Origin of the sequence: Geomonas sp. Red32 (assembly GCF_023652955.1) — a bacterium.
Taxonomy (GTDB): Bacteria; Desulfobacterota; Desulfuromonadia; order Geobacterales; family Geobacteraceae; genus Geomonas.
In genome coordinates this window covers 259,911-274,937 of the sequence record NZ_JAKLOY010000005.1, presented here as the reverse complement: position 1 = coordinate 274,937, position 15,027 = coordinate 259,911, and the positions used below count along the sequence as shown (strand labels likewise).

The 15,027-nt window shown below is 62.9% G+C and carries 10 protein-coding genes; 8 read left to right on the top strand and 2 right to left on the bottom strand.

What is annotated here, in order from left to right; genetic code table 11:
• Position 1: 1 nt before the first annotated feature.
• The 7 genes from L4X63_RS15080 (at position 2) to L4X63_RS15050 (ending at position 9,940) form a co-directional block, all read left to right on the top strand.
• Positions 2–1,414 (top strand): efflux transporter outer membrane subunit, encoded by a 1,413-nt coding sequence (locus L4X63_RS15080; RefSeq protein ID WP_250679471.1) that lies wholly within the window; start codon positions 2–4, stop codon positions 1,412–1,414.
• Between the two features lie 108 nt (positions 1,415–1,522).
• Positions 1,523–1,684 (top strand): hypothetical protein, encoded by a 162-nt coding sequence (locus tag L4X63_RS15075; protein WP_250679470.1) that lies wholly within the window; start codon positions 1,523–1,525, stop codon positions 1,682–1,684.
• Between the two features lie 537 nt (positions 1,685–2,221).
• The gene (gene ppk1 / locus L4X63_RS15070) at positions 2,222–4,507 is read left to right on the top strand and encodes a polyphosphate kinase 1 (protein ID WP_250679582.1); all 2,286 of its coding nucleotides are present in this window, start codon (positions 2,222–2,224) and stop codon (positions 4,505–4,507) included.
• Positions 4,508–4,757: 250 nt separating this feature from the next.
• Positions 4,758–5,030, top strand: a complete 273-nt coding sequence (locus L4X63_RS15065; protein ID WP_250679469.1) for a hypothetical protein — start codon at positions 4,758–4,760, stop codon at positions 5,028–5,030.
• 83 nt (positions 5,031–5,113) lie between these two features.
• Positions 5,114–6,910, top strand: a complete 1,797-nt coding sequence (locus L4X63_RS15060) for a transporter substrate-binding domain-containing protein (protein ID WP_502799916.1) — start codon at positions 5,114–5,116, stop codon at positions 6,908–6,910.
• Positions 6,907–8,334: a sigma-54-dependent transcriptional regulator gene (locus tag L4X63_RS15055; protein WP_250679468.1), complete on the top strand. Its 1,428-nt coding sequence runs from the start codon at positions 6,907–6,909 to the stop codon at positions 8,332–8,334. Before L4X63_RS15060 ends, L4X63_RS15055 begins: the two co-directional genes overlap by 4 nt.
• Positions 8,335–8,614: 280 nt before the next feature.
• Entirely contained in the window at positions 8,615–9,940 is a 1,326-nt protein-coding gene (locus tag L4X63_RS15050) for an anaerobic C4-dicarboxylate transporter (protein ID WP_250679467.1), read from the top strand.
• Positions 9,941–9,977: 37 nt separating this feature from the next.
• On the opposite strand, the gene L4X63_RS15045 is transcribed toward L4X63_RS15050, so the two are convergent.
• The gene (locus tag L4X63_RS15045) at positions 9,978–11,447 is read right to left on the bottom strand and encodes a hypothetical protein (RefSeq protein WP_250679466.1); all 1,470 of its coding nucleotides are present in this window, start codon (positions 11,445–11,447) and stop codon (positions 9,978–9,980) included.
• A gap of 840 nt (positions 11,448–12,287) precedes the next feature.
• Between L4X63_RS15045 and L4X63_RS15040 the strand changes: the two genes are divergently transcribed.
• A complete protein-coding gene (locus L4X63_RS15040; RefSeq protein WP_250679465.1) occupies positions 12,288–12,974 on the top strand; it encodes a hypothetical protein in 687 nt (228 codons plus the stop codon).
• A gap of 322 nt (positions 12,975–13,296) precedes the next feature.
• Here L4X63_RS15040 and hcp read toward each other — a convergent pair whose 3' ends face one another.
• Positions 13,297–15,000: a hydroxylamine reductase gene (hcp, locus tag L4X63_RS15035; RefSeq protein ID WP_284694645.1), complete on the bottom strand. Its 1,704-nt coding sequence runs from the start codon at positions 14,998–15,000 to the stop codon at positions 13,297–13,299.
• Positions 15,001–15,027 lie beyond the last annotated feature (27 nt).

Below are 15,027 nucleotides of genomic sequence, written 5' to 3'. Positions count from 1 at the left end.
TATGACACGTAAGTTCCTGAGAGGCGGCCTGCTTTTGGCCGCCGTCCTCTCCTTCTCCGGGTGCGCCAGCATGGCACCCAAATACAGCAAACCCGAGGCGCCGGTCCCCACGACCTGGCCGGCGGGCCCGGCCTACAAGGGAACCTCGCCGAACGGGGTGGTCCTCTCGGATCTCGCCTGGAAGGATTTCTTCGTCGACGGCAACCTCCGCAAGATCATCGACCTCGCGCTCGCGAACAACCGCGACCTGAGGACGGCGGCGCTCAATATCGAGCGGGCCCAGGCGCTCTACCAGGTCCAGCGCTCCGGGCAGTTCCCCGCCGTGAACGGTGTCGCCTCCTACCAGGCCCAGCGCACCCCGGGCAGCCTGACCAACTCCGGGAACGCGGTCACCAGCCAGGTCTGGACCCTCGGCCTCGGGGTGAGCTCCTACGAGCTCGACTTCTTCGGGCGCATCCAGAGCCTCAAGGACCAGGCGCTCGACCAGTACCTCTCCACCGAGCAGGCCCGCCGGGCCGTGCAGATCAGCCTGGTGGCGGAGGTGGCCAACGACTACCTGAACTATGCCGCCGATAAAGAGCGGCTGAAGATCGCCCAGGAGACCCTGGTTGCCCAGGTGGATTCCTACAAGATCACCAAGAGCCGCTTCGACCTCGGCGTGGCCACCGGGCTCGACCTGGCCCGCGCCGCCACCACGGTCGAGTCGGCCCGGGTGGACGTCGCCCGCTACACCGGGCAGATCGCCACCGACCTCAACGCCCTCCAGCTGGTAGTGGGGGCCCCGGTCGCTCCGGAGCTGTTGCCGCCGGGGCTCAACGAGGTGACCGTCCTGAAGGAGATCTCCGCGGGAGTTCCCTCCGAGGTGCTCACCCGGCGCCCGGACATCCTGGCCGCCGAGAATGTGCTCAAAGGTGCCAACGCCAACATCGGGGCGGCCCGTGCCGCCTTCTTCCCGCGCATCACCCTCACCGGCACGGGGGGGCTCGCCAGCGACTCGCTGAGCGGCCTCTTCACCGGCGGCGCCGGTGCCTGGCAGTTCCTGCCGCAGATCAGCGTCCCGATCTTCAACGCCGGGCTTAACAAGGCCAACCTGAAGATCGCCGAGGTGGACCGCGACATCTCCGTCAACCAGTACGAGCGCACCATCCAGGTCGCCTTCCGGGAAGTCTCCGACGCCCTGGCCCAGTACGGGACCATCGGCGACCAGCTGACCGCCCAGCAGGCGCTGGTCAACTCCAGCACCGTCAGCTACCAACTCTCCGAGACCCGCTACCAGGGGGGCGTCGACAACTACCTCTCGGTACTCGACGCCGAACGTTCCATGTACTCGGCCGAGCAGGGGCTGGTCAGTCTGAGGCTCTCCCGGCTCTCCAACCTGGTCACCCTCTACAAGGTACTGGGAGGTGGCGCCTAGCCTGATCGTTGTCTCCTCGGGTGAGCCCGGTATAATGAAGTGGTGAGTACCCCCCGTAAGCGCACCGTATCCTGACACGGCCGGAGCTTCCGGCCGCGGGAGGCAGCCATGGACGAAGACGAGCTCAAAAGAAGGACCGACCCGATCATAGAAATCATGGAGAGGAGACGGGAAGAGAAGGAGTGGAGCGCCACCGAGGTGATGCGGATCCTGAGGAAACGCGCCAAGAAGCTCCCCGGCGGCCACGACGGCGGAAGGCGCCAGCGTTGATCCCCCATCTCTTCCCCGAAGACAGCCCCTGTCGAACAAGCCCCCCCGGCGCGTTCGCAGGGGCTTTTTTTTTGCCGATTAACTGTGAACCCGTGTCCCCCCCTTGTCAAAGGGGGGACAGGGGGGATTTGCCTCGGACTGACGTGATCGAGAGGCAAATCCCCCTAAATCCCCCTTTAACAAGGGGGACTTTCGAATCTCACTTGTTAAAGGGGGACTTTGACTTCGGTGAGGGCACCGGACTCACTGCCGCCATGATTGGCTGAATCTCACCACCGTCTATAGAAGATCATCCTGCCCCTCCATGAATGAGCCCGCCGATGCCGTTCTCTTTACCTTTCCTTGAGAGCAAAGTTGCCGGTTTCCTTGCCTTTGCACCGGGATAGTGTAAGAATTACAAGTATCAACGGTGTCATGGAGTGATGTGTGATTGAGACCAAGATCCTGAAACTAGTCAAGAACAGCGATGAGGGAAACTCAGCTTCCAAGGAAATTCCGTCAGGGGAGGCGCCCGAGAGGGTAGGGGACGCCGCCCCGATGCCACCGCAGCCCGAGCCATCTCCGGCGGCGGGGAAACCTCCCGCCGGCAAGACTCCCAAGAAGAAGGCCGTCAAACCGGCCAAAGTGGGAAAGCCGAAAGCTGCCCCTCCCAAGGCTGCCAAGGAGAAGGGGGCGCGGGCGAAGAAGGCCGGCCCCGCCACCGCACCGGAGTCTCCCTTCGACCTCTCCGACAGCCAGTGGTATCTCAACCGCGAGCTGACCTGGCTGGAGTTCAACCGCCGGGTGCTCCACGAGGCCATCGACGACCGCACGCCGCTCTTGGAGCGGCTCAAATTCATCGCCATCGTGAGCTCTAACCTCGACGAGTTCGTGATGAAGAGGATCGGCGGCCTCAAGCAGCAGATCGGCGCCGGGATGCACGAGCCCACCTTGGACGGCCGCACGCCGCGCCAGCAGGTCCTCGAGTCCCAGGCCCTCATCCGCGACATCCACGGCCGCACCAAAGAGGCCTTCAAGGCGGTGCGCTCCCTCCTCGAGCAGAAGGGGATCGTCATCGAAAGCTACGACTCTCTCTCCCCCAAACAGAAGAAGCACGTCCGGGAGCACTTCTACACCAACATCTATCCCCTGCTGACTCCCCAGTCGATCGACCCGGCGCACCCGTTCCCGTTCATCTCCAACCTCTCCCTGAACCTCCTGGTGACCCTACGCTACCCGAAGTCCCGGGAGCTGACGCTGGCCCGGGTCAAGGTCCCGATAGGCTTAGGCTCCCCGCGTTTCATCCGGATCGGCAAGGCGGACCATTTCATCCTCCTGGAAGAGGTGATGCGGAACAACCTCGACACCCTTTTCCCGGGCATGCACGTGGCCGCCTGCGAGATCTTCCGGGTCACCCGCAACGCCAACACGGAGAAGGACGAGGAGGAGGCGGACGACCTGATGGCGATGATCGAGTCCGAGCTCAAGGAGCGGCGTTTCGCCCCCATCGTCCGCCTGGAGATCGAGGCCGGGATGGACCCGGTCCACCGCGGCAGGCTGGCCGCCGAACTGGAGCTCGACGAGGAGAACGACGTCTTCGAGGTCTCGGGCATGCTGGCGATGCGCGACCTTTTCGAGCTGGCCAAGCTCGACTACCCGCGGCTGCACGACCCGCCCCATCACCCGATCGACCACCCGCTGCTCCTCACCAAGCGGAACATCTTCCACACCATCCGGGACGCCGGCGCCGTCGTGCTGCAGCACCCGTACATCTCCTTCTCCACCTCGGTAGAGCGCTTCCTGCGCGAGGCGGCCGACGATCCCAAGGTGCGCGCCATCAAGATGACCCTCTACCGGACCTCGGCCCAAAGCCGCATCGTCGATTCCCTGCTCCAGGCCGCCCAAAACGGCAAGCAGGTGGCGGTGGTGGTGGAGCTCAAGGCGCGCTTCGACGAGGCGGCCAACATCCGGTTTGCGGAGATGATGGAGGAGGCGGGGATCCACGTCACCTACGGGGTGGTGGGGCTGAAGACCCACTGCAAGGTGATCCTGGTGGTCCGCCAGGACTACCAGGGCTTGAGGCGCTACGTGCACATCGGGACCGGCAACTACCACGCCGAGACCGCCCGCATCTACAGCGACCTCGGGCTTTTGACCTGCGACGAGACCATCGCCCAGGACGTCACCGAGCTCTTCAACTATCTCACCACCGGTTTCTCGGCCAACCGTCACTACCGCGCGCTGGTGCCTGCTCCCAGGTTCCTGAAGAAGTCGCTCTTGTCGAAGATCGAGCGGGAGATCGCGCTGCACCGCGAGCGCGGGGGCGGGCTCATCCAGCTCAAGATGAACGCCCTGGAGGACGGGGAGACGGTCAAGGCGCTCTATCGCGCATCGATGGCGGGGGTGAAGGTGGATCTCTACGTCCGGGACACCTGCCGCCTGCGGCCGGGGATCCCCGGGCTTTCCGACAACATCCGGGTGGTCAGTATCGTCGGGCGCTTCCTCGAGCACGCGCGCCTGTACTACTTCCGAAACGGCGGGCAGGAGGAGTACTTCATCACCTCGGCCGACGCCATGAAGCGCAACCTCGAGGCGCGGGTGGAGGTGCTCTGCCCGGTCACCGAGCCCGAGCTGACCGCCGAGCTCCGCTCCATCCTCGAGTGCTACGAGGCCGACCACCGCTCCGCCTGGGACATGCAGCCCGACGGAACTTATCTGCAGCGGCACCCCGCCGAGGGAGCACCCACCGAGGGAACCCACCAGATGCTTATCGAGCAGGCGCATAAGCGGCTCAAAGAGGAGCTCAAGAAGCAGAAAGTCACCATCGACGTCCGCAGGCCGTGACGCCCCGCTGGAGGCCGATTCATCTATAAGTCCCCCCTTTGACAAGGGGGGGACCCGGCTTCCCACGTAGTCCTTGGAGAGACATTTTCCAAAGGGGAGACTGAAGGGGGGACTCCTCCGAAGAGCCCGCGGGTGCTGAATTGGGCTCCGCCGAAGAGCCCGCGCATGACAGAGGCGGCGGAAAAGACTACTATATACCTTGGCTTCCAAGGATGACGGACCGCTTAACTGGTTGTACCGGAGGCATGAAATGGATGAGAAAAAAATAACCTGCGTCTGTGCGGGCAAGCACGAACAGCACATCTGCTACTTGCACAGCAAAGGATATATTGAAGAAGTAGAGAAACTGACTGATAATCCCACCGTCACTTGCGCAATCTGTCTGGTCAACGCCAACTCTCCCGACAACGTCTGTTCACCCTCCACCCTGGGCGGCGGCTTCAAGTATTCGGACATGCGTGACAGCAAGAAAATCATCTGCGACAGCATCGTTACCCAGGAACTGTCCGACGAGGATAAGTAGCCCGGTCCGTTTAATCCCATCATCACACCGCCCTCCCTTTGAAACAGAGGGAAAGATCCGCGCCGTCGCGGAAGAAAGAACCCATGCCGTTGCCCTCGCCGTCCCGCCATCGACGCACTTCCCCGGGAGCAGCAATCCCCTCCCCCTGGCTTCTGTTTGCCTTGGCGCTGGCGCTTTTGGCCGTTCTCTTCCCCACCCTGGCCACCGCCCACCCCGACGTCTACCACCATCCTCCCGGTTCGGTGATCGTCGTCGGCGGCGACCGCGACTATCCCCCTTACGAATATCTGGACAAGGACGGACGTCCCGCCGGTTACAACGTCGAGCTGACCAAGGCCATCGCCGAAGTCATGGGGATGAAGGTGCGGTTCCGGCTGGGGACCTGGTCGGAGATGCGGGAGGCGCTCCAAAACGGCACCGTCGACGTCCTGGAGGGGATGTCGTATTCGGACGAACGCGCCGCCGAGGTCGATTTCTCCATCCCCCACACCATCGTCAACCACGCGGTCTTCGCCCGCCGGGACTCCCATAACGTCAACACTCTTCACGACCTGGAGGGGAAAACGGTGGCCGTCCACCGCGGCGGCATCATGCACGACTACCTGGCGGGGATCCGTTTTCCCGCCAAACTGGTGCTGACCGACACCCCGGCCGACGCGCTGCGCCGGGTGGCGGCCGGGAGCGCCGACTATGCCATCGTGGCCATCGTGCCGGGAATGTACATCATCCGGGAGCTGAAGCTCTCCAACCTGGTGCCGGTGATCCGCAACGTTGCCAGCCAGCGCTACTGCTACGCCGTGGACAAGGGGAACCAGGAGCTTATCTCACGCTTCAACGAGGGGCTGGCGATCCTGAAGAAAACCGGGCAGCAGCAGGCGATCTACGAGAAATGGCTGGGGGTGCTGGAGCCCGCCCCGGTGGACTGGAAGATGGTGGTGAAGTACGCCGCCATCGTGGTGGTCCCCCTCATGCTCCTTTTGGGCGCCTTCGCCCTCTGGTCGCGCACGCTGCACCACGAGGTGGCGCTGAGGACCGCCGACCTCACCCGCGAGATCGCCGAGAAGCAGCGCGCCCAGGAAGAGCTCCTGTTGAACCAGCAGCAGCTCGTGCAGGCGGACAAGATGGCCGCTCTCGGGGTGCTGGTTTCCGGCGTCGCCCACGAGATCAACAACCCGACCGGTCTCATCCTGCTCGACATCCCGGTCCTCAAAAGGGCGCACCAGGACACCACCCCGATCCTCGAGGAGTACTACCACGAGCACGGAGACTTCCCGCTGGGAGGGATCCCCTACTCGGAGATGCGTGAGGAGATCCCCCGCATCCTGGACGGCATGCAGGAGGGGGCCAAGAGGATCAAGCGGATTGTGCACGATCTGAAGGATTTCGCCCGCCGCGACGACGCCGGGGACCGGGCCGGTATGGATCTCAACGAGGTGGTGCGGACCGCGCTCAGGCTGGTGGATCCCACCATCCGCAAGGCCACCGGCAACCTCACCGTCCGGCTCACCGATCCGCTCCCCTCCATGGTGGGGAACGCGCAAAGGATCGAGCAGGTGGTGGTCAACCTCATCCTCAACGCCTGCCAGGCCCTCCCCGCCCCCCAGCGGGGGATCACGGTCAGCACCGGGGTCTCCTCCGATGGCGAGCGGATCGATTTGCGGGTCGAGGACCAGGGAAGCGGCATCGCCCCCGAGAATCTCTCCCGGCTGACCGATCCCTTCTTCACCACCAAGCGGGACTCCGGCGGGACCGGCCTCGGTCTCTCGGTCTCCGCCGGGATCGTCAAGGAGCACGGCGGGAGCATGAGCTTCGCATCGACCCCGGGAGAAGGTACCTGCGTCACCCTGACCTTCCCCGCCGCCAAGGAGGCATCGGCATGACCGGCGAAACTACCCTCTATCCCAATTTCCGCATCCTCCTGGTCGACGACGAGCCGACCTGGCTCCGCTCCCTCTCGCTCACCCTGAAAAGCGTGGCCGGGCTCACCAACCTGGTCACCTGCGACGATTCCCGCCGGGTGATGGAGATGCTGGACGGCGGAGGGATCGGCATGGTGCTCCTCGACCTCACCATGCCGCACCTCTCGGGCGAGGAGCTCCTGAAGGCGATCGCCGAGCGCCATCCGGAGATCACGACCATCGTGGTGAGCGGGTTGAACCAGCTGGAGACCGCGGTCCGCTGCATGAAGCTCGGCGCCTTCGACTACTTCATCAAGACCGACGAAGAGGACCGGATCGTGGGGGGCGTGCTGAGGGCGGTCCGCGTGCTGGAGATGCAGCGGGATTACCGGGAGATGTCGAACCGCCTGGTCTCCGGGGAGCTTCGCCACCCCGAGGTCTTCGCCGACATCGTCACCGCCGACCGCGGCATGCTCGGGATCTTCGCCTACCTGGAGGCGGTGGCCAAAAGCCCCCAGCCGCTTCTGATCACCGGTGAGAGCGGGGTGGGGAAGGAGCTTTTGGCCCGGGCCGCCCACCGGCTTTCCGGCTGCCGTGGCAAACTGGTCACCGTCAACGTGGCCGGCCTCGACGACTCGGTCTTCGCCGATACCCTCTTCGGCCACCTGCGCGGCGCCTTCACCGGCGCCGAGGCTCCCCGCAAGGGGATGGTCGAGGAGGCGGCCGACGGCACCCTCTTCCTGGACGAGATCGGCGACCTGAGCATCCCCTCCCAGGTCAAGCTTCTGCGGCTCTTGCAGGAGGGGGAATACTTCCCGCTGGGAAGCGATCAGCCCAAGCGGATCAAGGCGCGGGTGATCGTGGCCACCCACCAGAACATCGCCGCCAAGGAGGGGGCCGGTACCTTCCGGCGCGACCTCTACTTCCGCCTGCGCACCCACCAGGTCAAGGTCCCACCGCTCAGGGAGCGCAAGGGGGACATCCCGCTCCTTTTGGACCACTTCCTGGCCGAGGCCGCCGAGGCGCTCGGGAAGAAGAAGCCGACTCCCCCCAAGGGGCTCGCCCAGTTCCTTGCCACCTACAGCTTTCCCGGCAACGTCCGCGAGCTCCGCGCCATGGTCTACGATGCGGTCAGCCTGCACCGGGACCGGATGCTCTCCATGGAGGCCTTCGTGCAGGCGGTGGAAGGGGCCCGCGAGTCGCTCCCCGCCCCGGCACCGGCTCCACGGGATAACCCGTTTGCAGGCTTCGCCGATCTCCCCACCTTCGCCGACGCCGCCTGCTTCCTCGTCATGGAGGCGATGGCGCGCGCGAACGGCAACCAGACCCTGGCCGCCCGCCTGCTCGGTATCTCCCAGCCTGCCCTCAACAAGCGGCTCAAGATGATGCGTTCCCAACCGGGATAACCTGCGGTTATAACATAGCCGCAGGTTATCTCCGCCGGTAACTCCGCTTGCTGCCGCCACTTAGCTCCTGTTAACCTTCTCCGCCCCCGCCCGGCTATAACCTCTCGTTATTCCACTTCCCCGCCCGGCCTGTTGCCGCTTCTTCCTCTTTTCCACGTCATAACCGCGTCTTAGCTTCTTTCCTTGGTTTTGGCACCGTTGATGCTCTCATGAGGGTGTGGCGGTGAGCCAAATCGGCCCGGACGGTGACGGACCTGGCCTAAAACGAGAGGTGAAGACAATGGCAATGTTCTGGATCCAATTCGTGCTGGTGCTGGGAGCGATCCTACTCGGCGTGCGCAAAGGGGGCGTGGCCCTTGGTCTGATCGGCGGCTTGGGCGTCTCGGTCCTGGTGCTCTTTTTCAGGGTGGCTCCATCCGAGCCCCCGATCGCGGTCATGCTGATCATCCTGGCGGTGGTGACCGCCTCGGCGACCCTGCAAGTGGCGGGGGGGCTCGAGTACCTGGTGCAGCTGACCGAAAAGATGCTGCGGGCGCATCCGAAGTACGTGACGATCCTGGCGCCGCTCTCCACCTTCTTCCTGACCGTCTGCGTCGGTACCGGCCATGCGGTGTACGCGCTCCTTCCGGTCATCGCCGACGTGGCGCTGAAGACCAAGATCCGTCCGGAGCGTCCGATGGCGATCTCCTCGGTCGCCTCCCAGATGGGGATCACGGCGAGCCCGGTGGCAGCCGCGGTCACCACCTTCCTGGCCTTCACCATTAAGACCGGCCATCCCATCACCCTCTTCAACATCCTCATGGTTACCCTGCCGGCGGGCGTGATCGGCGTGCTGGCTGCCGCAGCATGGAGCTTCAACCGCGGCAAAGAACTGTACGAGGATCCCGAGTTCCTGGAAAGGCTGAAGGACCCCGAATTCGCCGCCGCCCTGAACGGCTCGGTCACCACCCTGGACAAGAAAGTCACCACCACCGCCAAGGTTTCCGTGCTCCTCTTCTTCGCCGGCGTGCTGAGCATCATCGGCTTCGCGGTGTACCCCGAGCTTCTCCCGCTGGCAGCCGGCAAGCCGGTCCCGATGACCACCGTGGTCCAGTTCATCATGCTCGGCTTCGGCGCCTTCATCATGTTCTTCTCGGGTGTTAAGGCCAAAGACATCGCCCACTCCAGCGTCTTCACCGCCGGCATGATAGCCGTCGTCTCCATCTTCGGTATCGCCTGGATGTCCGATACCTTCGTGACCGCCAACAAGAGCTTCCTCGTCGACAAGATCGGCATGATGGTGAAGATCGCCCCCTGGACCTTCGGGATCGCCATGTTCTGCGTCTCCGCCTTCGTGAAGAGCCAGGCGGCCACCCTGATCATCATGCTCCCCTTCGGCCTGGCACTGGGGCTTCCCGCTCCGCTGCTCTTAGGGCTCATGCCGTGCAGCTACGCCTACTTCTTCTTCGCCTTCTACCCGAGCGACCTGGCCGCCATCAACATGGACCGGACCGGCACCACCAGGATCGGGAAGTACCTGTTGAACCACAGCTTCATGATTCCCGGCTTCATCGGGGTCGGGGTTTCCACCGTGGTCGCCTACACCATCACGAGGTTCATGTTCTAGCCTCTGCCTACCGCCGCAACGAAAAGGGCCGCATCTCTTACGGGATGCGGCCCTTTGTTTTGTAGAGCTCCCAAGGACCCGACACCGCTTTGAGCGTGCAATGTTCGGCAAGGATCGCCCGGAGGCCGGGCATCGGGTTGCGGGCCAGCAGGTAGTCGTAGCAGGCGCCGTGTCTCTCCCAGGAAAAGGTCGCGACGGGATCGGGAAGGGGGAGGGAGGAACCGTCACGCAACTGCACCGGCATCATGGCGTTGGGAAAGAGGGTGGGGGAGACGCCGCCTCCCACCAGGAGGTGATAGTAGTCGGTGTCATGGTCATGCGCCTGGGAGAAGAAGGTGGCGTCGAGCCGTCGAGAGCTCCCGTCGGCGATGAGCGGCAAAACGGCAGCGTTCTTCTTCATCGCCGACAGCACCGGGAGGATGCTCTCCGTCTCGGCCGCGACCGCCCGGTGGATCTCGCTGGAGGAAAAGAGAAGCAGGGCAACGGCGCCGATCAGCCCTACCCGCGATCGGGGAGGAACCGGTACGGATGTCATCGCGAGGACCATCGCGAAGTAAGAGAAGGGGGCCAGGCGGAGGTTGAAGTAGGTGTAGAATCCGGCGTAGAAAGGGAGGACCAGGAAGCCCGCCGTGGTGGCGATATAGACGGCCAGGAGCCGGCGCGGAGTGCCCACCCTGCTAAGCCACAGGAGCCTGCCAAGGGTAACCGCCAGAACGCTCCAGACCGCGATGGTCATCCAGTCGCAGCCGTGCGAGATGCGCATCCCGGTAAACGGGAGCAGGTAGAAGGCCACCGTCCTCCGTAGGGGCCACCAGGAGATTCCCCACGGCACCTTCGTGGGGGCCGAGCTCGCCTCATTGGAGGTCAGGTACCACGCCGCGAAGACGATCGCCATGACAAGGGCGGGAAGAAGCCTTGCGACGTTATCCCGGCGAAGAGGGGGGAAGGGGCACACCCAGACCGTGGCGAGTACCATGTAGACCAGGGCCGCGTAAGGATGGGCCAGGAAAATGACCAGGCATAATGCCCCGTGACGTATGAGCCGTCCGTCCGAGAGGGAGAAGGAATCGAGGTCCAGGAGCGCCAGGAACACGAGCGGCAGGGTGAGGATGAAGTTGGGGAACCCCAGGTAATACATCTGGTTGAAGGCAAACGGAAAGAGGAGGAGGGCGCCCCACGGCTCTCCGGTGCCGGGGGAGAGTTGGCGTAGCTTGAGTGCCAGCCGGGACACCAGCAGGATGTAGAGCGAAACGAGGATTTTTCCCGCTACCTCGGCCTTCACGGCCAGGGTGAGGACCGCCATCGCGAGGTACCAGAGGTGGTAGGGGCGGAAACCGAAATCGACGGTGTAATTGGCCGGCCAATTGAAGGCGGGATCGTGATAGGTGGCGGCGAGGTGCGAGAGAAACAGATGCTGCGGGTAGTCCTGCATCGGAAGAAAGCGGATGGTCCAGATCGGCCAGAGGGAGAATGCGGTGAAAAAGATCACGGCGGCCAGGAAGGCCATCCGTTCTCGGCGCTGAGGAAGGTTGGAAGGGGCGGACTCGGGGGAACCCTTCTCCGATGGTAGGGGGGCTTGCACGAGAAGATTCGGCTCCGGTTCTCCCACTGCCCCCTCCCGCGCTCAAAGTATTCGCCTTTCTGGCGAATCCGCAGCAAGTATAGCCGACCGGGTACGTCTTGCAAAAACTCCCATCGCCCTCCCTGCACTCCCACCAGCCCCCAACATCCCCTTTGACAACCGTGAAGAAACTCTATACATTTCCCCCCAATTTGAGGGAGCCCTGCTTCACCGAGCGCCTCCCCAAGCGACAGAGTCACCAATACGAGGTGACAAATCACCTACACCTGATACCGATCAACATATTGTTGGATGAGGAAAAAAGAGATGGGCAACGATTTTTTTGTTCCTGCTGCATTATGGCTGAGTGGAGCGAACCTAATTCTGGCACTTTCTCTCAAGCGACAGGGGCTGTCATACAAGTACATGTTAACCCCCGTGGCGATATTCAAGTTACAAGGACGTGATTGGGGATTAATGTTAGTGCTTTGTATAATAGTTTTTGCGGTGGGTCTGTTTTTGAACTAGAGAGGTAAGGACGGAACCCAGACGTGTCACCATAGGGAGGCGATGGGGACAGGCCGTGATATATTGACAACTTAGGGACACGGAGGCCGAGTGGGACCGGGTGTTGAGAAGTTGATACCCTGTGAGGCCCGAGGATTTTCCAAGGAGGCAGGACCCGGCCAAACCGGTGACAGGGGGCTTGAGAAACTGAACAAGGTTGAATAGACTTGTTTCAGCGCAGGTGAGAAGGGGCCAGGTTCAGTACAAGGAGGTCCTTCGATGTTCATTCAGAAACTGATCTGGTTCTTCGGACGGATGATTTTTTACATGCTGCTGTTACCGCTGCTGGTCGGAGTGGTCTATACCCTTGCCCACGATCAATGGACGGCCGCGGTCATTTTCCTGGTCCTGATGGTGCTCGTTTTATACTACGGACTGATTCGGGTCAGAATACCGGCCAATTCGGTGGTGGTGCGCGACGACAAGGTGGTTTTTTTCATCCCCGAGAAGACGGCGCGGGACCGGTTTGATTTCGTTTCGCGGGGGCAGAAAATCGTGGAGTTGCCGAGTTGGGCCCTTTTCGACCGCCCCTTCCGGGTAGAAGCATTTTTCCCCGATGGTGAAAACGGGGTGGGGGTCTGCCGGCTAACGCTCGCCTTGGGCTACGTCATGGAACTTGCCGGGTGGCAGCGGCTCTATGAACATTTCATCAGTTACCAGGACCAGTTGCCGTTAGCAGTGAGGCGGCAGCTGGTTGAAAGCGCTGCCCGGATGGTCTGGCTGTCGCCGCCTGAAAGGGACCAGGACCTCAGGGACTATCTGAAACCGGTCGTGGCGGAACTGAATCTGGGGCTGGAGAATCTCGGGTTGAAAATCGAAGAGGCAACCTGCACCTTCGAAGCGCGGAAGGTAGTGGCCCGCGTGGTGGCCGACGACCAGGTTCTTATCGAGATGCCGGAAGCGTAGCCGTTAGGTTGAGCCAGGGTAGGGGAGGGGGACGCTGGTCAGTTCGTTGAGTCGCTGACGCCACAACTTACCGCGAGTGGCACACAACTAGTCACCTGCAGCCGGCAACTAGTCACCTGCGACCGACAACACCTGCAACAGTCCTGCTGGGCGTGTAAAGGATTATGTGGAAATGCCCAGTCGGCGGCGTGTAACGGGGCCTGTGCAAGAGCGCCTCGGACGGTGACGCCGGGGATCTCGTAGGGTAAAAAAGAAAACCGCGGCCCCTGATGAATGGGACCGCGGTTTCCTTTTTGTGCGTTGGTCCCTTACGGGAACCGGTTTAGCCGAGGATCTGCTTGAGGTCGCCTTCGGCGGTGCCGATCGGACCGATGTTGAAGTTCTCGACCAGGAAGTTCAGCACGTTCGGGGTGATGAAGGCCGGCAGGGTCGGTCCCAGCTTGATGTTCTTCACGCCGAGGTGGAGCAGGGTCAAGAGGATCGCCACCGCCTTCTGCTCGTACCAGGAGAGGATGAAGGAGAGCGGGAGGTCGTTGACGCCGCAGTTGAAGGCGCCGGCCAGGGCCACGGCGATCTGGATCGCGGAGTAGGCGTCGTTGCACTGCCCGATGTCGAGCAGGCGCGGAATGCCGCCGATGTCGCCGAAGTCGAGCTTGTTGAAGCGGAACTTGCCGCAGGCCAGGGTCAGGATCACGCAGTCGTTCGGCACATTCTCGGCGAACTCGGTGTAGTAGTTACGGCCGCTCTTCGCGCCGTCGCAGCCGCCGATCAGGAAGAAGTGGCGGATGGCGCCGGACTTGACGCCGTCGATGACCTGGCCTGCCACGCCCATCACGGCGTTGTGGCCGAAGCCGGTGAGGATCTCTTTGCCCGGAGCCTCTTCGAAGCCGGGGAGGGCGAGGGCCTTCTCGATGACCGGGGTGAAGTCCATGCCGTTGATGTTCTTGACGTCCGGCCACTGCACGAGGCCCCAGGTGAAGAGACGGTCTTTGTAGTTTTCGGCCGGGCGCTGGATGCAGTTGGTGTTGAAGATGATGGCGCCGGGGAAGTTGACGAATTCCTTCGCCTGATCCTGCCATGCGCCGCCGAAGTTGCCGGCCAGGTGGCTGTACTTCTTGAGGCCGGGGTAGCCGTGGGCCGGGAGCATCTCGCCGTGGGTGTAGATGTTGATCCCTTTGCCTTCGGTCTGCTTGAGGAGCTCCTCGAGCATGCGGAGGTCATGGCCGGAGACCAGGATCGCCTTGCCTGCCTTGGTGCCGAGCTGGACCGGGGTCGGGACCGGGTGGCCGAAGGCGTCGGTGTTGGCTTTATCCAAGAGCGCCATGGTGGTCAGGTTGGTCTTGCCGCACTCCATGGCGAGGCCGACGAAGTCCATCAGGCCGAGGCTCTTGTCGAGGGTGGCGGCCAGCGCCTTGTGGGTGTAGGCGTAGATTTCGTCGTTCTCCTGGCCGAGCACCAGGGCGTGGTGGGCGTAGGCGGCGTAGCCCTTGATGCCGTAGATGATGATCTCCTGGACCGATTTCACGTCCGGGTCGATGGAGGAATCCTTCACGCCGTGGCGGGCGCCGAGGGCGACCAGTTCGGCGGTGGTGCCGGCTGCGAACGGCTGGGCGGCTTCGGGGACCTGACCGGTGTAGGGAGCGCCGTTGACCTTCTCGAAGAGGGCCTGGGCGCGGTTACGCTGGTGGGCGGCGTCGCGGACCAGTTTGGCGATCTCTTCGGCGTCGAAGTCGACGTTGGTGACGGTGGTGAAGAGACCGTCCAGCATGAAGCGGTCGATCTCGGCGTCCTTGGCGCCTTTCTGGCGGGCCTTGTCGGCCCAGAAGGCGATCCCTTTCATGGCGTAGACCAGGAGATCCTGGAGGGCTGCCACTTCCGGCTGCTTACCGCACACACCTACCTTGGAGCACCCGCCGTTGGCGGCCTGCTCGCACTGAAAGCAAAACATGTCCATCTTCTCCTCCTTGATTGCTGCGTTGTTGGTTGAGTTGTTAAATCCGAAGAAGCTTTTGACTTTGTCGATCATTGATTTCTCCCGGGGCTCCGCCTGGAG